Origin of the sequence: Pseudomonas sp. SH10-3B, from assembly GCF_019891415.1 — a bacterium.
Lineage (GTDB): Bacteria > Pseudomonadota > Gammaproteobacteria > Pseudomonadales > Pseudomonadaceae > Aquipseudomonas.
Window position 1 is genome coordinate 30,324 of sequence record NZ_JAFLXD010000016.1, and the last position, 17,756, is coordinate 48,079.

Here is a 17,756-nt window from a genome sequence, read left to right on the forward strand (position 1 = left end):
GCCGAAAAAAAACCGCTGAAATATCAGCGGCTTGAAAAACAGGCGTCAATCATCTGCCTGTTCATCACCTTCTTTGCGGCTCATACCGTACTTGCGCATCTTCTCCACCAAGGTGGTTCGACGGATGCGCAGGCGCTCGGCGGCACGGGCGACGATGCCGTTGGCGTCGTCCAGGGCCTGCTGGATCAACCCCTGCTCCAGGTTGCCGAGGTAGTCCTTCAAGTCCAGGCCTTCGGGCGGCAGCATCGCGGTGGAGCCGAAGTCCGGGGTGTGGCCGTTGATGGCAACGCGTTCTTCCATGTCGCTGCGCAGGCTGTCGACCAGTTGCTCGTCTTCGTCGTCGACGTAGCGGAATTTCTTCGGCAACTCGACCACGCCGATCACACCGTAGGGGTGCATGATCGCCATGCGCTCGACCAGGTTGGCCAGCTCACGGACGTTGCCCGGCCAGCCGTGGCGGCACAGGGACATGATGGCGGCGGAATTGAAGCGAATCGAGCCGCGCTTTTCATGCTCCATGCGCGAGATCAGTTCGTTCATCAGCAGCGGGATGTCTTCCACGCGCTCACGCAACGGGGCCATCTCGATTGGGAATACGTTGAGGCGGTAGTACAGGTCTTCGCGGAAGCTGCCGACCTCGATCATGCTTTCGAGGTTCTTGTGGGTCGCGGCGATGATGCGCACGTCGACGCTCTGGGTCTTGTTGCTGCCCACACGTTCGAAGGTGCGTTCCTGCAGGACGCGCAGCAGCTTGACCTGCATCGGCAGCGGCATGTCACCGATTTCATCAAGGAACAGGGTGCCGCCGTTGGCCAGCTCGAAACGCCCGGCACGGCTGGTGATCGCCCCGGTAAAGGCGCCCTTCTCGTGGCCGAACAGTTCGCTTTCGAGCAGCTCTGCCGGGATCGCCCCGCAGTTGACCGGCACAAATGGTCCGTCGCGGCGCTTGGAGTGGTAGTGCAGGTTGCGCGCGACCACTTCCTTGCCGGTGCCCGACTCGCCGAGGATCAGCACGCTGGCGTCGGTATCGGCCACTTGCTGCATCATCTGGCGCACGTGCTGGATGGCACGGCTGGTGCCGACCAGGCTGCGGAACAGGTTGGGTTCGCGGTGGCGACCGCGCTCGCGGGCCTGGTCGTACATCTCGCGATAGACCTGGGCACGGTGCAGGGAATCAAGCAATTTGCTGTAGCTGGGGGGCATTTCCAGGCTGGAAAGCACGCGGCGGCGCTGGTCTTCCGGCAGCTCGACAGAAGAAATATCACCAATCAGCAACACGGGAAGGAACTCATCCCAGGTAGACAGTGTCTTTAACAAGCCCAAAACAGCGCCTGGAGCGTTCACCGTCCCGATCAGCACACAAATGACTTCACGGCTCGATGACAATGAGTTGGCCACCTGCTGCCAGTCATGGCTACCGCAGGGCAGATTTTCTTCGCCAAGAAAATTCAAAATCACCGCCAGGTCGCGGCGGCGGACGCTATCGTCATCGATCAGCAGAATTTTGGTTTCACGCCACATGCAATAGCAACTTCCCTAGTAAAACTTCCTGCCCCGAGATTGAGGGCAATCGAGGCGCCTGTAAGACTTCTTACCTTACTAGACGTCTGAAATCTGAAAACAGCACTAGTTAAGTCAAAAAAGCTGGCACGGTCAAATTTATGACGCGCCGGTAGGATTAACTGCGCCTGTTCAGCCGAACAGATGGTAAACCTTTGACGCATTTTTCGCTTGGTTGATCTGCGACATCTCTTCAAAAATCGCCTGGCGCTCGCCGGTCGTCACCTCAAGCAATTGCTGGTACACCGCCAGCAGGCTCTCAAGCTTTTCACGCAACGCATCCTCATCCACCGGCGCTTCGCTGAGCACCTCTTCGATCACGTTGCGACAGCCCATGTCCAGCTCGCCAATGGCGTCCCAGTTACGGTCTGCCAGCGCGCCGATCAGCGCTTCACGGGTTTCATCAATGCGTTGCAGTGCTTGGCTCATGACGTATTCCTCAAGGCCCTCAGGCCCTTCTCTGCTGCGCCTTACTCGGTTGCAGCCTGTGGCACAGCGATAGCATCCCAGCCTTCTTTCACGGTAATCAGCAAACGCGCGACTTCGTCGATCATGTCGGCGTCGTTATGCAGGTTCGCTTCCATCAGACGGTTGGTCATGTACGCATACAGACTTTCCAACTGTTGGACGTAAGCCGGGTTGTCACTCTTTTCAGCATTCAGGCCGTCGCGCAGGCCGATGACGATATCGATGGCCTTGCCGAGCATCAGGCCCTTCTGTGCGATGTCGCCACGCGCCAGCGCCCCCTTGGCCTGGGCCATACGGTCCAGACCGCCTTCCATCAGCATCTGCACCAGGCGATGAGGGCTGGCTTCGGAGATCTGAGCATGGGAATTGACCTTCTGGTATTGGCGAAGGGCTCTCATGGGATTCATGTTTCTACCTCGTGACAGGCGACAGCGAAAAGGATTCTAGTAACCAATATGTCGACTGGCTCGCAAAAAGCTTTAGCGCCAGTCGTACCCCGATAAAAAAAGCCAGGCAGTTTGCCTGGCCTTTTTGCATCAGCAGGGGATCAAGAATTGGTTTTGACGTTGTTCAACGCATTGAGTGTGGTCATGACACTGGTGCTTTGCTGACGCAATTGGGCGACCAGGGTGTCCATGGCGTTGTATTTGGCCGACAGGCTGCTGGTGAGCAGGGTCATGCGCTCGTCGAGCGTGGCTTGATCCTTGGTCAGATCCTTCAACGTGTTCGACAAGGAGGTAGAGCGCGTCGCCAGGATCCCGGTGCTTGCCTTGGCAAAGTCATCCGTGGCGCTTTTCATCCGCGCCAGCATGCCGTCTTTGCCACTGAACATACTGTTGATGTCGGCGGCGTTGGTTTTAACTGCCGCATCCCACTTTTTGTCATCAATCGCCAGCATGCCAGTACTCGAACTGGTGGTCACACCGAACTGAGCCAGGGACTTGAAGGCACCAGTGCCCGACAGCGCGTTGAACTCGTTACGGATCGTGCTCTGCAACGAACGCATGGTCGAGTCACCCGTCAACGCTGCCGCCGTGGTGCTGCCGTCCAGGTTCGTGGTGACCTTGGTTTCAGCGTTCATTGCCGTGATCAGGGCGTTGTAGCTATCAATGAAGCCCTTGACCCCGGACTTGAGCGCCGTGTTGTTGGTGCTGACGGTGATGAGCGTGGCGTTTTTTTCGTTGGTCGTCGTGCCCGTTTTGAGCGTCGAGATGGCCACCAACTTGATGTTCACCCCGCTGAGCGCCCCTTCGATACTGTTGGTCTTGGACACAGAAGAAACACCATCGATGCTGTAGAGCGCATCCTTGGGCGGATCAACGACCGTGGCCCCCACATCCAGCCCCGAGGTGCCAGACAGCGTAAGGTCCGAGCCCGTCCCCATATTGGTCGAAGTCAAGATCAATCGAGAGCCATTGGAGTCGGTCTGGATGTTGGCACTGAGCCCCGAAGTACCAAACTGGGTATTGATCGAGTCACGTACCTGCTGCAGGGTCGCGCCGGCTGGAACGCTGAGATCGTAAGCCTTGCCGGACTGACTGATGGTCAGCGTCGTCGGCTTATCAGTGGTGTTGACCACTGTCGAGGTGCCACCGCTGAAGTTTTTGCTCGACAGCTTGGACGCTTGGGCCAGTTGGTCGACGATCAGCCGGAAGCTGCCGTTCGAGGCCGTATTGCTGGCCGTCATGGTCGCCGTCTTTTCATCCGAGGACGAACCGGTCAAACCGGTGAAACTGCTGTCCTTGGTCATGGAGTCAAGGGCACCACGAAACGCATCCAGTGCAGCTTGAACCTTGCCGATCGAAGACAGCGTGGTGGTCGCTTTCGCGGACGCGGTATTGATCTGCGTCTGCTTGGGCACCTTTTCGGCGTTAACCAAGGATGTCACGATCGCTTGCGTATCGATATTCGAACCGATACCACTTACCGTTGAACCCGCCATCATCTATCTCCTGTTCGGTGGCTGCCGTTATCTTGACTTATTACGCCTCAAGCCACGACAGCAACAAGTTTCATGCCAGCTCAGACTTTGTCGTCAAACAACAGGTTGCTTGCGCTGGAAAGGTTCTGTGCCAGCTTCAATGCCGTTTCCGACGGGATCTGGCGAATCACTTCACCACTGTCGGTGGCGATGACCTTGACCACCACACGGTGGGTGGAGTCATCAATGGAAAAGTCCAGTTTGCGCTGGGCCGCTTGTACGAATTCGCGAATATCAGTGACTGCTTTTTCCAGGTCGGCACGCTCAGGCTCTTTGCCTGTGGCCGGTGTTTCCTGGACTTTGGTGACGCTTTTGTCAGTTGCTGCTATCGGTGCAGGCGCGCTTTTAGGTGCAACCGGCGGATAAGACTGGTTCAGCTTTACACTCATGTCCATGTCCAATCTCCTCTAAACCGAAAAAACGGAAGGGCACGTAGACGCGCCCTTCCGTTAGTTACCAAGCGCTGGAATTACTGAAGCAGCTTCAGTACAGCGGATGGCAGCTGGTTAGCCTGCGACAGGATCGCGGTGGAGGCCGATTGCAGGGTTTGTTGCTTGGTCAGTTCGGCGGTTTCGGAAGCGAAGTCGACGTCCTGAACGGTGGAACGTGCAGCGGTGGAGTTCTTCTGAATGTTCTGCAGGTTGTCTGCAGTGGTAGTCAGACGGTTCTGGGTAGCACCCAGGCCCGAACGAACGCCGTCAATGGTGCCGATGGCCTTGTCGATAACAGCCAGCGCGTTTTGAGCGTTGGTAGCGTCGGTCACGTCGGTGTTAGAGATGGTGGTCTTGGTCGACGAAACGGTAGCCGCCGAGAACAAGTCCGATACACCAGTAGCAGCGTCGCTCAGGGAGTAGCCTTTAGCCGAATCCAGGGAAACCTGACCGGTCACAACGATTGCAGCAGCACCCAGAGCAGCCGGGGTGGCGAATGCGCCAGCGCCGTCTTTAGCGCCAACCAGGATGTTGGTCTGGGCGTTGGCATCAGCACCAGAGAACGACAGGTTTTCGCCGGAATCCGACTTAACCGACAGGGTTTTGTTGGATTCGTCGTAGTTAACGCTGATGCCCAGTTTGGCAGCGTTCGATTTCAGCTGGTCAGCCAGGCCGGCCAGGTCCTTCACGCCGACGAAATCAACAGCATTACCGCCGCCTACAGCCAGTTTGAAGTTCGACGGAGTGGCAGCGCCTACTTCCAGTTTGACTTCAGTGCTGGCGGTAGCGGTCAGGCCACCGATCGAACCGTTCAGGCCCGCAGCGATGTCTTTAGCCGAAGCGCCTGCAGCGTAAGTTACGGTTTTGGTCTGACCGTTGCCGGTAACAGTGATGTCGCCGCCAGCCAGGCCAGTTGCGCTAGGCACGATGGCCTTGGTTTTGACCTGCTGCGAACCAATGTTGTTGGCTGCAACGTTTTCCAGGCTCAGGTTGATGGTTTCGTTAGCGTTAGCGCCAACCTGGATAGCTTTGGTACCGTACGAACCGTCCAGCAGCTTCTGGCCACCGAAAGTAGTGGTTTGCGAGATACGGGTCAGTTCCGAAGTCAGAGCCTGGTATTCGTCGTTGTTCGACTTACGGTCGTCAGCGCTGAGGGAACCAGTCGCGGAAGACAGAGCCAGGGTACGCATTTTTTGCAGGATGTCGGTCGAAGCCTGCATCGCGCCTTCAGCGGTCTGAGCGATGGAGATACCGTCGTTCACGTTTTTTACTGCTTGGCCCAGGCCGTTGATTTGGCTGGTCAGGCGGTTAGCGATCTGCAGGCCAGCAGCGTCGTCTTTAGCGCTGTTGATACGCAGGCCGGAAGACAGGCGCTGCATGGAAGTGGCCAGGGCGCCGCCAGCTTTGTTCAGGTTGCCCTGAGTAGTGATCGAAGCAATGTTGGTGTTTACTGTTAAAGCCATGACGAAATCCTCGTTGGATGGATACTGCGGCTTCCGGCCCTGGCAACCGCCGGGTGTGGCCTGAGAACCTACGTAATAGTTATCGTCGTGGTAGCCGGTTGCTTGAGGATTTTTTTGATTTTTTTTACTGGCGCCGTGCCACCCCTTGCAATTCAAGGGTTTACGCCGGCCCAAAACCCTTATTTCATTGGGTTTTCTGGCGCCAAATAAAAAACGCCGATGATCCTTCGATCATCGGCGTTTTTTTATATGCCCTGTAAAAGGGTCACGGACGATAAAGAATCGCCGATCCCCACGACAGACCCACACCAAAACCGCTGATCGCCACGCGCTTCCAGGTGGCATCCATCACATGCTTTTCCAGCAGCAGCGGAATGCTCGACGACACGGTGTTGCCGGTCTCGACCATGTCCTTGATGAACTTGTCCACCGGCGCGTCTTCGAAACGGCGGGCGACGGCGTCGACAATCGCCGCACTGCCCTGGTGAATGCAGAAGGCATCGATATCGTCAGCCTTGAGGTCCGACTCATTGAGCAGCTCGTGCAAATGCGCCGGCACCTTGAGCAAGGCGAAGTTGAACACCTGGCGGCCGTTCATGAAGAACACGCCGTCGCTGACCTTGAGGTGCGGTGCGCCGGAACCGTCGGTGCCGAACTTGGACTTGCCCAGCAACCACGGTGCCTCTTCGCCCATCCAGGTGGCGGTGGCGGCATCGCCGAACAGCATGGTGGTGTTACGGTCTTCCGGGTCGACGATCTTCGAATACGGGTCGGCGGTGATCAGCAGGCCGTTTTTCAGGCCAGTGGCTTCCATGAAGCCCTTCATTGCGTAGATGCCGTAGACGTAGCCGGAGCAGCCCAGGGAAATATCAAAGGCGGCCACGTGGGTCGGCAGGCCCAGCTTGTCCTGGACGATGGCGGCCGTGTGGGGCAAGCCCTCTTCATCGCCGTTCTGGGTGACGACGATCAGCGCGTCGATGGACTCGCGCTTCAAATCCGGGTTATTGGCAAACAAAGCGTTGACCGCCTCGACACACAGATCGGAGGTTTCCTGCGCAGCTTCCTTGCGCGGCAGGAACGCCGAGCCGATCTTGCCAATGATGAACTCTTCATCCTTGGCGAACTTGGCACCCTGGGCGTAGTTATCGATCCCGTCTGCGGGCACGTAACTGGCGATGCTTTTTATGCCAATCATTGTGGCTTCCCAATACTAAATAGCTGGAGAACACCCCGAGGACTGCGCCTGGAGTGCTGACAATAAAGGGGATAACCCCATAAAAATCTCGCTGAAAGCCGCCCCGCAAGGACCCTGTGACGACTTATCCTTTTCACACGATACAGTGAAGATGCGCTTTATGACTCACAGGTCACTCAATTTTGTGTGGTTTATGCAAAACGTTTCAACAATTTAGTCGCATAAACGACAACGGCCCGCCCTGTTTCCAGAGCGGGCCGCTTGACTTGACGCCACTTACATCTTGTTGAACAGGCTCAGCTGCGAGACCTTCACGAACGCCAATTGCGAGGCTTCCAGCATGGTTTGCTGCAGGGTCAGGTTGATCGCTGCCTCACCCATGTCGATGTTGGCCAGGTCACTCATCGTGGACTTGTTGGCCAGGCCGACACTGGTATTTTCACTGGACTGCACGGTGAGTGCGTTCTGTCGCGCACCGATGGAGCCACGCACGTTGTCTACCTGGTCGGCCGAGCTGGTCAGGTTGCTGACAGCCGCGTTCAAGGCGTCCTGAAGCTTGACCCGCGCGCCCGGGATGCCGTCCGCCGGCTGTTCCAGGGCGTGACGCAGCTGGCTCAAGGTATCGAGGGCATTCTGGGTTTTCTGGGTAGTGTTGCCGACCGAAAACTGATCGCCGACATTTGGCGTACCGCTCAAATCGAAGGTAACGCCCGCCGCAGTGATGGTGTCCTTGGCGGGCGCCGTACCGGCGACGATCACGCCATTGTCGATTGGCTTGCTGTTGGGCGTGTACGGCTGGGCATAGACTTTATAAGCAGTCGGGTCGAGGTCGTCGAACTTGATCAGTACGCCGCTGTTGGGAAACGTACTCGAATAGTCGGCTGCACTGCTGATGTGAGCATTGGTCAGTTGCGTCGCCGAGGTGTTGCTCGCAGTGCGAGAGGTATTGAACGCGTCCGGCTTGGCGGCCAGGGTGAACTCGCGCCCACTGACCAGCGCATCGGCATCAGGCCCGGTGGCCACGTCGGTGAGGTCTACGGTGATATCGAACTTGACCCCGCGCACATTGATGCTGGCGCTGCCTTCCTTGGTGGAGTCGAACGTGCCATTACCTGGGAGCTGCGAGGTAATGTTGTTGTTGTCCTTGTCGGTGACCACGTACTGGGTGCTGCTGGTAAACGTCACCTTGTAGGGCTGGCCGTCAGCAAACTGCTTGGTGTAATCGATGCCCGACGTTACCAGGCCGGCCGAAATCGCGACCTTGTGGTCGTCCACCGACGAAGGCGTCGTGTAGGTGGACTGGGTGCGGCTGCCATTGACCGCCCCTTCGAGGATGGTCTTGCCCGTGTCGCTGGTGCGCACATTCAGCGTCTCGGAGACTTGCAGGCTCAGCTCGTTCTCGTCGCCCTGATAGCTATAGGTGCCATCGTTGTTGCGCGAGTACGGCGGCGTGTCGGTCTTGGAGCCGGAGAACAGATAGTTGCCCGCCGCATCCTTGCTGTTGAGCAAACCCAGCAACTGGTTTTCCAGCGCGCCCACCTCGACCGAGATGGACTTGCGGTCAGCATCACTGGTCACGCCACCCGCGCGCAGCGCCAACTGGCTGCCGGCCTGGATGGTGGTATTGATCGCATCCAGGACGCTTTCTTCGTTCGTCAGGGTATTTTGAATGCTGGTGATATTGCCGCTGTACTGGGCCAGCATGTCTTTTTGCTGTTGCAGCATGAGCAGGCGCTGGGCGGCAACCGGATCATCGGCGGCGGTCTGCACACGCACACCGGAACTCGCCTGCTGCTGGGCCTTCACTACGCTGGAATAGTTGTCCTGATACTTGACGGCACTGGTGTCGTAATACTGCTGTGTAGAAATGCGCATCGTCCCAGACTCCCTTAAAGACTATTGATCAGCGTACTGAAGGTTTCTTGCGCAGCCTTGATGATCTGCGACGACGCCGTGTAGTACTGCTGGAACTTGATCATGTCGCCCGCCTCTTCATCCAGGTTGACCTGGGATACGGAGTTGCGCGCGTTCTTGTTGGCCGTCAACAGCGCGTTGGTGGCCGTGGTATCAGTGGTGGCCGAAGCGGCCTTGGCGCCAACGGTAGACACCAGCTTGCTGTTGGCCCCTACCAGGCTCGCCCCGCCGCTGCCGTCGGCTGACACGCCCACGGTGGCCTTGGTCTGCAGGTTGAGCAGTGCCTGGGCGTTGCGGTTGTCGGACTTGCCGGTGGCATTGAACGAGAACGAAGTGCCGTCACCGTTGGCCGGCGAACCGCCCACCGTGGTGTCGAAACTGAAGCTCTTGGCTGGCGACACCAAGGCGCCGCTGGCATCACGCATCGGCACGTTGATGCTGATCTTGTTGGCCTGCCCCGGAATAATGGTGCCGGAGCCGATCGGATCACCCTGGGCGTTGCTCAGGGTGTAGGGCTGGGTGCCATCGGCCGCCGGCTTACCGAACACCATCTTCACCGGCATCGAGTGCTCAATGCCGGTACGCAGTTGTGCCGTGTCGGCGCCGCCCTGGATATCCAGCGGCACGGTGAGCGTTGGCGGCGTGAAAGTGCCGGTGCCCTGATTGGTCTTGCTGGCCTCGCCCTGCAACGGCGCAGCAAAGGCAATCTTGCTCGGGTCGGTGAGCACGGTGCCGATTTCCTTGGCGCCGTTAGCGGTCGGGCTGACCTTGAAGCTGTCACCGGCCTGCACCGCACCGCTCTTGACCGCCAGGGTAAACCCGTCGATGACCGGCGGCGGCGTGGCACTGAGGTCATAGGTGCCCATGGCCTTGCCGTCGGAGCGCAGCACCGTGACCTTGTTAAGGTTGGTACCGTCGTTGAAGCTGACCTTGTAATCGAAGTTGGTCAGTTGGCTGCTGTCCTTGATCGTTACGCCCAGGGCGCCGTCGCCGAGGTTGCCTTGGGCAGCCTGGCTACGCAGGGCAACGGACGCTGCGTTGTTGATGTCGGTAAACATCGAGGCGCCGAACTCGCCATTGAGGTCCAGACCCTGGCCCAACTGACTGTTGAGGGCATCGGCGGTGACAATCGCGATACGCCCCAAGTCATTGATCGCCGGCATCAGCGCATCGCTGCGATAACGCAACAGGCCACCGATGCTGCCGCCACTGATCACATTGCCCAAGTCAAGCGACGTACCGCCTTCCGCGTTGAGCTGGATGGTGTACTGGCTGGTGTCGCTTTTGCTCGGCACTGCAGAAATCGTATTGGAGCGGTCACCCAGCACCAGGGATTGACCGCTGCCGGTGCTGACGCTGAACACACCGTTCTTTTCAGTGGCGGTCACACCGATCAACTCGTTGAGCGAGCGCACGGCCTCGGCGCGGGAGTCCAGCAGGTTGGCCGGGGTGGTGTTCGATGAACCCTGCACCTGGGCAATCTGCTTGTTGAGGGACGCAATCGACGAGGTCAGTTGGTTGACCTGATCACTCATCGAAGTCAACTGGCTGTTGATCGTCTCTTTCTGCTGGCTCAGTTGGCTGGAGATCGAGTTGAACCGATTGCTCAGGGTCTGGGCGTTCGTGAGCAGGATCTGGCGAGCCGACGTATCGCTCGGGTTCGCCGAGGCGGTCTGCACAGCAGCGAAGAACGAGCTGAGTACGGCCGACATGCCGGTGGTCTTGTCCGACAGGGTCTTGTCGACAGCACTGATCTGGTCCAGGTAAGCCTTGGCGTCGCTATTGAGCGAAGTGCTGTTCTGGTAGGCGGTGTCGAGGTATTCGTTGTAGACCCGGCGCACATCGGCCAGGGTCGTGCCGCTGCCGATGAACACGCCGCCGTACTGGTTCGACGCATTCGCACTCTGGGTAGTCTGCTGACGCGAATAGCCGGCGGTATTGGCGTTGGCAATGTTGTTACTCAAGACCGACAACGATCCTTGAGCGGCGTTAAGCCCCGACATCCCGATATTGAGCAAACTCATGGTTCAGACCTTATAAATGAGTGGTCGCGCCCGCGGCAGCGTAATTCTGATAACTGTTCATGGTTTTAGCGATCTGCGAAATCTTGCTGGCGTAGGCCGGATCCGTTGCGTAACCGGCTTTTTGCAACTCACGCACAAACTGTTCCGGGTTGTCGGCCGACTTCACAACTTCTTTATAGCGATCATTGCTTTGCAGCAATGTCACGAGGTCATGGAAGCTGTCTTGGTAGGAGTCGTAGGAACGGAACTGCGCCGTTTCCTTGACCATCGCCCCATCACGAAACTCGCTGGTGATCGCGCGGGCCTGGCCGCCCTGCCAACTCTGACCGGCCTTGATGCCGAACAGGTTGTGGCTGCTGCTGCCATCCTCGGCGCGCATCACCGACTTGCCCCAACCGGTTTCCAGGGCCGCCTGGGCCACCAGGTACTTCGGATCGACGCCGATGCGCGCGGCAGCCGCCTTGGCCATCGGCAACATGGTGGCGACGAACTCATCCTGGGAGCTGAACGCCTTCTTCGCCGGCGCCAATGGTGGCTGGGCAACGGCGCGGCTGTAGATCTGCATGCGGTCGCTGGGCACGGCAAAACTGCGCGCGGTGCTGTTGATCACGTTGTCATCGGCAGCACTGTTGCGCAGCGGCGCGGCCTTGGCCTCGGTCGCCACTTGAGTGCTCGGCACAATGCCGGCGAGCAAGCGATCGGTGAGCTTGCTTGGCAAGGCGATCCGGCGCTGGTTCATCAGCTCCATATCGTTGCTGTGGGCAGCGGCGGCGCCGGCCTGGGGCTCGGCTACGCGGTAGGCCCACAACGGACGCTGGCCATTGGAGCGCCCCAACGGGCCCTCGGCCTGGGTACCGGCGGCAATTTCCGTCGGTACATCGGCCTTCTTCACCGCCTCAGCCGCCGCCGGACCCTGCAAGGTGGCCGCCTGGGCTTCCACCGGTTTGTTCTTTTGCATCTGGCGCATGAGTACGTCGGCCAGGCCGATACCACCGCCTTCGCGGGACATCGACACGGCCAGTTGCTGGTCGTACATCTCTTGGTACTGCTTGGCCGCCGGGGTGTTCATCGGGTTGTCCTTACCCAGGGCCTCGGTGGCCGAACGCATGGACTTGAGCATCTCACTCAAGAACAGCGATTCGAATTCCTGCGCGACCTTGCGCATGTTGCCTTCGCTGTTCTTGTCGGCGCCGACCTTGAGCTGGTTAAGCCGGTTCAGGTCGGAGTAAGACCCCGAGTCCGCCGTGCTGCTGATACCGCTCTTGCGCATATCCATGGCCATGGCCTCAGATCACGATCAGGTCGGCTTGCAAGGCGCCGGCCTGTTTCAAAGCTTCAAGGATCGCCATCAAGTCGCCAGGCGCTGCGCCTACCTGGTTCACCGCGCGGACAATCTCATCCAGGGTGGTACCGGGACCGAACTTGAACATCGGCTTGGCTTCTTGCTGGGCATTGACTCGCGAACGTGGCACCACCGCCGTCTGGCCATTGGACAACGGCCCCGGCTGGCTGACGATCGGGTCTTCGGTGATGGTCACGGTCAGGCTGCCGTGGGTCACCGCAGCTGGCGAGACCTTGACGTTCTGGCCGATCACGATAGTGCCGGTCCGCGAATTGATGATGACCTTGGCCACCGCCTGGCCCGGATCCACCTCAAGGTTTTCCAGGATCGACAGGTAGTCCACACGCTGGCTTGGGTCCAGCGGCGCGGTGACGCGGATCGAGCCGCCGTCGATGGCCTGGGCCACGCCAGGGCCAAGCATGTCGTTGATCTTGTCGACCACACGCTTGGCGGTGGTGAAGTCGGAACGGTTGAGGTTCAGGGTCAGGCTGTTGCCTTGGTTGAAACCGCTGGGCACGGTGCGTTCAACCGTGGCGCCGCCGGGAATTCGACCGGCCGATGGCACGTTGACGGTGATCTTCGAACCGTCGCGACCTTCGGCATCAAACCCGCCCACCACCAGGTTGCCCTGGGCAATGGCGTAGACGTTGCCGTCGATACCTTTAAGCGGGGTCATCAGCAGCGTGCCGCCGCGCAGGCTCTTGGAGTTACCGATGGACGACACGGTGATGTCGACCACCTGGCCCGGCTTGGAAAACGCCGGCAAATCGGCACTGATCGACACCGCCGCGACGTTCTTCAACTGCACGTTGCCCGACCCCGCAGGCACCTTGATGCCGAACTGCGAGAGCATGTTGTTGAAGGTCTGCAGGGTGAACGGGGTCTGGGTGGTCTGGTCACCCGTACCGTTTAGCCCCACCACCAGGCCGTAGCCGATCAACTGGTTGGAACGCACGCCGGAGATGCTGGCGATGTCTTTCAGGCGTTCGGCCTGGACGACTGCGCTCAGACTCAGCAAGAGTGCCGCCGCCATCAGCTGTTTGAGTTTCAAAGTGGCCACCTAGAAAGGGAACAGCGGGCTAAGGAAGAAACGGTCGAACCAGCCCGGCTGGCTTGCATCAGCAAAAGCGCCGGTGCCGGAGTAAGTGATGCGCGCATCGGCAATCCGCGTCGACGGTACGGTGTTGTCGGTGGAAATATCATCGGCACGCACCATACCGGCAATACGCACCAGCTCATCACCGGTGTTGAGGGTCATCCACTTCTCACCGCGTACGGCAATGATGCCGTTGGGCAACACGTCCGCCACCGTGACGGTGATCGAACCGGTCAGGCTGTTGCCCTGCCCCGCCGCGCTCTTGCCGTTGGTGGCACGGTCGCCGCTGTAGCCGGCGCTCAGGCTCAGGTCGCCATCGCCCAGCGGATTGTTGACGTTAGGCACCGCGCCAAACAACGAGGTCAGGCCAATGCCGGCCTTGCTGGTCTTGCCGACCTGGGAGTTGGCGTTCTTGCTGGCCTGGGTCCGCTCGTTCAAGGTGATGGTGATGATGTCACCGACCCGGAACGCCTTGCGGTCGCTGTACAGGTTCTGTTCGAAACCGGCCTGGTAGATCGAGCCGTTGTTGGCCGCCGCCGGCAACGGTGTGCGTGGCAACACCGGCGCGTAGTACGGGTCATTGGGTTTTGGCGTCGGGGCGACACAGCCCGCGAGCACGGCAATCCCACTCAATGCCAGAACGGAAACATAGCGATTCATGACCCTTACCTCACGGTGTTGCAGGCGCTGTCTACGGCGCCCCATAGACTTGATTACAGATTCTGCGTTACGAACGAAAGCATCTGGTCGGCGGTGGAGATCACCTTGGAGTTCATCTCGTAGGCGCGCTGAGTGGTGATCATGTTGACCATCTCTTCAACGGTGCTCACGTTGGAGGTTTCCAAAGTGCTTTGCAGCGTGGTGCCGAAACCGTTCAGGCCAGGGGTGCCGATTTGCGGCGCGCCGCTGGAGGCGGTTTCCAGGAACAGGTTGTTACCCATGGCCTGCAGGCCGGCCGGGTTGATGAAGTCGGCGGTTTGCAGGTTGCCGATCACTTGCGACGCCGGGTTACCGGCCACGGTGATGGACACGGTGCCGTCGTTGCCGACAGTGAAGGTCTTGGCATCGGCCGGCACGATAACGGCAGGCTCCAGGGCAAAACCGTTGGCGGTGACGATCTGGCCGTTGGAGTCCAGGTGGAAAGTCCCGTCACGGGTGTAAGACGTGGTCCCGTCCGGCTGCAGGATCTGGAAGAAGCCACGGCCGTTGATGGCCATGTCCAGCGGCTGGCCAGTCTGCTGCAGGTTACCGGCGCTGAAGTTCTTCTGGGTGCCGACGATCTGCACACCCGTACCCAGTTGCAGGCCCGACGGCAGTTCGCTGTCCTGGGTCGATTGGGCGCCAGGCTGTTTCTTGATCTGATAGAGCAAGTCCTGGAACTCGGCGCGGTCACGTTTGAAACCCGTGGTCGACACGTTGGCCAGGTTGTTGGAAATGGTGGTCAGGTTAGTGTCCTGGGCGGACAGGCCTGTCTTGGCAACCCATAGAGCCGGAAGCATGCTGTTCTCCTTCGTGCGCCTGTTTGTTGGCGCTGCGCTGCAAAATTAGTATTCAGTCAGTGACGCGGCTATCAGCTCATCTGCATGACGCGAGTCATGGCCTGGTCGTCTTCCTTGGCGCTGTTCATCATCTTGATGTGCAGCTCGAACTGCTTGGAGAGCGCCAACACCGCCGTCATTTCTTCAACCGCGTTGACGTTGCTCGCCTGCAGAAAACCCGAGGTCAGCTTGACGCTCGCATCGGCCACGGCCGGCTGGCCATCCTTGGTGTGGATGGTGCCGTCCAGGCCTTTATTCATATTCTTGAGGTCGGGCTGGACCAGCTTGATGCGGTCCACTTCAGCCATCACCCGAGGGCCTTCCCCCATGGCGCGAATGCTGATGGTGCCGTCGGAGCCGACTTCAATCTTCTGCTGGGGCGGCACCGAAATCGGGCCACCGTTGCCCATGATCGGCATGCCGTTACCCGCGCGCAGCACGCCCAGCGCATCGACGTTCATGCTAGCGCTGCGCACGTAGGCTTCGCTGCCGTCCGGCGTTTGCACGGCCATCCAGCCGTCACCGTTGACGGCCACGTCCAAGTCACGGCCGGTCTCGATCATCGCGCCAGGCGTGAAGTCGGTGGCTGGGCGCTCGGTCATGGCAAAGGCCCGCGCCGGAAAGCTGTCACCGAACACCGGCATCGAACGCGCCTGTTCCAGGTCACGTTGAAAACCGTTGGTGGAGATGTTCGCCAAGTTGTTGGCATGAGCCTTCTGCGCCAGTGCATTCTGGCTGGCGCCGGTCATTGCCACATAAAGGTACTTGTCCACGCTTCTTCCTCTTTCTGACGCAGGCTTGCCGCCCACCGCTGTACTGATGAGGCTTAAGCAATTTGCGAACCAACTTTTCAAAACAGAGGAAAGTCGAGGCGGGGCGGGGGTTTGCGGCCAGGCAGCAGGATTGGGGAGGCTGACGATAGTCGAAAAAACGGCGGACTACTGCCGCCAGCGGCAACGCCCCCTCCCTCACCGCTTATTTGTCGGCCTTGAGAATTTCGTAATCACGCAATTTATTGGCGATGGTGGTGTGCGACACCCCCAGGCGTTTGCCCAACTGCCGGCTGCTGGAGTGCTCGGCATACAGGCTTTCCAATACGGCCTTCTCGAACCGGCCGACGATCTCGTCCAGGCCGCCCTCCAGGGAAAAATCGCCAAGGGGTTGGCGCACGCCGTAGTCCGGCAGGCGAATGTGCTCGACCTTGACCGTGCCGCCCTCACACAGCGACACCGCCTGGAACAGCACGTTTTCCAATTGCCGCACATTCCCCGGCCAATGGTAGTGGCTGAGGCGATCCATCGCGGCGGGCGCCAGCTTGGGCAGCGGGCAGCCGATCTGCCGGCTGGCCTGGTCGAGAAAGTGCTCAACCAAGGGCGCGAGGCCATCGAGGCATTCGCGCAGGGGCGGGATATGCAAGGACAGCACGTTGAGGCGGTGATAAAGGTCCTGGCGGAATTCGCCACGGGCGCAGAGTTCGGACAGGTCCACCTGAGTGGCGCAGATCACCCGCACATCCAGGTAGACCTCTTCATCGCTGCCGACCCGACGAAAGCAACCGTCCTGCAGGAAGCGCAGTAGCTTCACCTGCAAGCGCGAACTCATTTCCCCGACGCCATCGAGAAACAACGTACCGCCCGCCGTCAGTTCCAGCAGCCCCAGCTTGCCTTCGGCGCGCGCGCCTTCGAACGCACCGGGGCCGTAGCCGAACAGTTCGGTCTCGGCCATCGACTCGGGCAGCCCGGCGCAGTTCAGCGCCATCAACGGCGATTGCCCCCGCGGGCTGGCCAGGTGGCAGGCGCGGGCCAGCAGTTCTTTGCCGGTGCCGGTTTCGCCTTCTATTAATAGCGGCGCATCCAGGGGCGCCATGCGCCGGGCTTCACGCACCACGGCAGCCATGACCTTGGAGCTTTGGAAAATACTGTCGAAGCCGCGCAGCTCCTGTTTGCGCACGTTGTAGATGCGCTCGCCCACACGGTCGGCGCGGTGCAGGGTGAGCACGGCGCCGGCCATGGCTTCGCTGTCGTCATGTTCGGAGGATTGCAGCGGCGCGATGTCCGCCAGGAACACGTCACCCTTGACCTTGACCCGCAGGCCATTGATCCGCGATTTACTCGCGCGCACCAGCTCCGGTAAATCGAAGTCCTCGGCGTAGCGCGACAGCGGAATGCCCGGCACCTCGTCCACCCGCACCCCGAGCAACTGCGCGGCGGCACGGTTGGCGGCGACAATGGAGCCGCCCATGTCGATGGACAACACCGGAAACTCCAGGGCACCGAGCAAGGCATTGAGCTCCATATGCCGACGCTCACTGGGCATCAGCCCTACCCGCTTAACGCCAAACACCCCGGCAATCGCTTCGAACTGCGGGCGCAGCGCCTGGAATTGCATGTTCACCAGGTTCGGGCAGAACAGGTAAATCGCGTTGCCATGCTCGCCACCCACCTCCCCCTTGGCGACGTTGACGCCGTACTCCACCAACAGGTTGAGGATGTCCCGCAGGATGCCGATGCGGTTCTGGCAGTGCACTTTGATACGCATGAAAAGGCCCGGAAAGTGGGTAGGCGCCGCGTCTTTTTGTCGCTGGGCGCAGATAGTCGTCAAGATTATGTGACAGCTTACGGGCTTTTCACAGCCCAACTCGGCGATCAGCGGCACAACTGTAACGAATACTTTACGAAAGTCGGTAACTTTTCCTACGCATGGGCCATTCAAGCCGATGGAATCTCGCCCCGCACGGAGTATCA

The 17,756-nt window shown here is 59.6% G+C and carries 15 protein-coding genes; all 15 read right to left on the reverse strand.

The genetic code is table 11. The features are described 5' to 3' along the window. Nucleotides 1–45 precede the first annotated feature (45 nt). The 15 genes from J1G35_RS14325 to J1G35_RS14395 all read right to left on the reverse strand — a co-directional run bounded on the left by J1G35_RS14325 (nt 46) and on the right by J1G35_RS14395 (nt 17,550). Nucleotides 46–1,521 (reverse strand): sigma-54 dependent transcriptional regulator, encoded by a 1,476-nt coding sequence (locus J1G35_RS14325; protein ID WP_053133220.1) that lies wholly within the window; start codon nt 1,519–1,521, stop codon nt 46–48. 171 nt (nt 1,522–1,692) lie between these two features. Continuing rightward, entirely contained in the window at nt 1,693–1,989 is a 297-nt protein-coding gene (gene fliT, locus J1G35_RS14330; RefSeq protein WP_053133217.1) for a flagellar protein FliT, read from the reverse strand. Nucleotides 1,990–2,030: 41 nt separating this feature from the next. Further along, nucleotides 2,031–2,435, reverse strand: coding sequence for a flagellar export chaperone FliS (fliS, locus tag J1G35_RS14335; RefSeq protein ID WP_027603845.1), 405 nt, complete (start codon nt 2,433–2,435; stop codon nt 2,031–2,033). A gap of 140 nt (nt 2,436–2,575) precedes the next feature. Continuing rightward, the gene (gene fliD / locus J1G35_RS14340; RefSeq protein ID WP_223015244.1) at nt 2,576–3,970 is read right to left on the reverse strand and encodes a flagellar filament capping protein FliD; all 1,395 of its coding nucleotides are present in this window, start codon (nt 3,968–3,970) and stop codon (nt 2,576–2,578) included. A gap of 80 nt (nt 3,971–4,050) precedes the next feature. Next, nucleotides 4,051–4,404: a flagellar protein FlaG gene (locus J1G35_RS14345; RefSeq protein ID WP_027603843.1), complete on the reverse strand. Its 354-nt coding sequence runs from the start codon at nt 4,402–4,404 to the stop codon at nt 4,051–4,053. Nucleotides 4,405–4,478: 74 nt separating this feature from the next. Next, nucleotides 4,479–5,903: a flagellin gene (locus J1G35_RS14350; protein ID WP_223015245.1), complete on the reverse strand. Its 1,425-nt coding sequence runs from the start codon at nt 5,901–5,903 to the stop codon at nt 4,479–4,481. Between the two features lie 265 nt (nt 5,904–6,168). Next, nucleotides 6,169–7,098 carry a ketoacyl-ACP synthase III gene (locus J1G35_RS14355; RefSeq protein ID WP_053133205.1) on the reverse strand — a complete coding sequence of 310 codons (930 nt, stop codon included), beginning with the start codon at nt 7,096–7,098 and terminating at the stop codon, nt 6,169–6,171. A 276-nt stretch (nt 7,099–7,374) separates the two neighbouring features. Continuing rightward, nucleotides 7,375–8,973 carry a flagellar hook-associated protein 3 gene (locus J1G35_RS14360; protein ID WP_223015246.1) on the reverse strand — a complete coding sequence of 533 codons (1,599 nt, stop codon included), beginning with the start codon at nt 8,971–8,973 and terminating at the stop codon, nt 7,375–7,377. 14 nt (nt 8,974–8,987) lie between these two features. Continuing rightward, nucleotides 8,988–11,036 (reverse strand): flagellar hook-associated protein FlgK, encoded by a 2,049-nt coding sequence (gene flgK / locus J1G35_RS14365; protein ID WP_053133199.1) that lies wholly within the window; start codon nt 11,034–11,036, stop codon nt 8,988–8,990. A gap of 10 nt (nt 11,037–11,046) precedes the next feature. Continuing rightward, the gene (gene flgJ / locus J1G35_RS14370) at nt 11,047–12,318 is read right to left on the reverse strand and encodes a flagellar assembly peptidoglycan hydrolase FlgJ (RefSeq protein ID WP_223015247.1); all 1,272 of its coding nucleotides are present in this window, start codon (nt 12,316–12,318) and stop codon (nt 11,047–11,049) included. 4 nt (nt 12,319–12,322) lie between these two features. Beyond that, nucleotides 12,323–13,411, reverse strand: coding sequence for a flagellar basal body P-ring protein FlgI (locus J1G35_RS14375; RefSeq protein ID WP_053133384.1), 1,089 nt, complete (start codon nt 13,409–13,411; stop codon nt 12,323–12,325). Between the two features lie 27 nt (nt 13,412–13,438). Further along, nucleotides 13,439–14,134, reverse strand: coding sequence for a flagellar basal body L-ring protein FlgH (flgH, locus tag J1G35_RS14380; protein WP_010208725.1), 696 nt, complete (start codon nt 14,132–14,134; stop codon nt 13,439–13,441). A 53-nt stretch (nt 14,135–14,187) separates the two neighbouring features. Then, a complete protein-coding gene (gene flgG, locus J1G35_RS14385; RefSeq protein WP_025855853.1) occupies nt 14,188–14,973 on the reverse strand; it encodes a flagellar basal-body rod protein FlgG in 786 nt (261 codons plus the stop codon). 71 nt (nt 14,974–15,044) lie between these two features. Beyond that, a complete protein-coding gene (locus J1G35_RS14390; protein WP_053133193.1) occupies nt 15,045–15,785 on the reverse strand; it encodes a flagellar basal body rod protein FlgF in 741 nt (246 codons plus the stop codon). 202 nt (nt 15,786–15,987) lie between these two features. After that, a complete protein-coding gene (locus J1G35_RS14395; protein ID WP_053133190.1) occupies nt 15,988–17,550 on the reverse strand; it encodes a sigma-54-dependent transcriptional regulator in 1,563 nt (520 codons plus the stop codon). Nucleotides 17,551–17,756: the final 206 nt, after the last annotated feature.

Excerpts from the sequence above, each read along its gene's own strand:
- flgK (WP_053133199.1), bottom strand. The coding sequence starts at position 11,036 with ATGAGTTTGCTCAATATCGGGATGTCGGGGCTTAACGCCGCTCAAGGA.
- J1G35_RS14395 (WP_053133190.1), bottom strand. The coding sequence starts at position 17,550 with ATGCGTATCAAAGTGCACTGCCAGAACCGCATCGGCATCCTGCGGGAC.
- flgJ (WP_223015247.1), bottom strand. The coding sequence starts at position 12,318 with ATGGCCATGGATATGCGCAAGAGCGGTATCAGCAGCACGGCGGACTCG.
- fliD (WP_223015244.1), bottom strand. The coding sequence starts at position 3,970 with ATGGCGGGTTCAACGGTAAGTGGTATCGGTTCGAATATCGATACGCAA.
- J1G35_RS14360 (WP_223015246.1), bottom strand. The coding sequence starts at position 8,973 with ATGCGCATTTCTACACAGCAGTATTACGACACCAGTGCCGTCAAGTAT.
- J1G35_RS14345 (WP_027603843.1), bottom strand. The coding sequence starts at position 4,404 with ATGGACATGAGTGTAAAGCTGAACCAGTCTTATCCGCCGGTTGCACCT.
- flgH (WP_010208725.1), bottom strand. The coding sequence starts at position 14,134 with ATGAATCGCTATGTTTCCGTTCTGGCATTGAGTGGGATTGCCGTGCTC.
- J1G35_RS14350 (WP_223015245.1), bottom strand. The coding sequence starts at position 5,903 with ATGGCTTTAACAGTAAACACCAACATTGCTTCGATCACTACTCAGGGC.
- J1G35_RS14325 (WP_053133220.1), bottom strand. The coding sequence starts at position 1,521 with ATGTGGCGTGAAACCAAAATTCTGCTGATCGATGACGATAGCGTCCGC.
- fliS (WP_027603845.1), bottom strand. The coding sequence starts at position 2,435 with ATGAATCCCATGAGAGCCCTTCGCCAATACCAGAAGGTCAATTCCCAT.
- flgG (WP_025855853.1), bottom strand. The coding sequence starts at position 14,973 with ATGCTTCCGGCTCTATGGGTTGCCAAGACAGGCCTGTCCGCCCAGGAC.
- fliT (WP_053133217.1), bottom strand. The coding sequence starts at position 1,989 with ATGAGCCAAGCACTGCAACGCATTGATGAAACCCGTGAAGCGCTGATC.
- J1G35_RS14355 (WP_053133205.1), bottom strand. The coding sequence starts at position 7,098 with ATGATTGGCATAAAAAGCATCGCCAGTTACGTGCCCGCAGACGGGATC.
- J1G35_RS14375 (WP_053133384.1), bottom strand. The coding sequence starts at position 13,411 with ATGGCGGCGGCACTCTTGCTGAGTCTGAGCGCAGTCGTCCAGGCCGAA.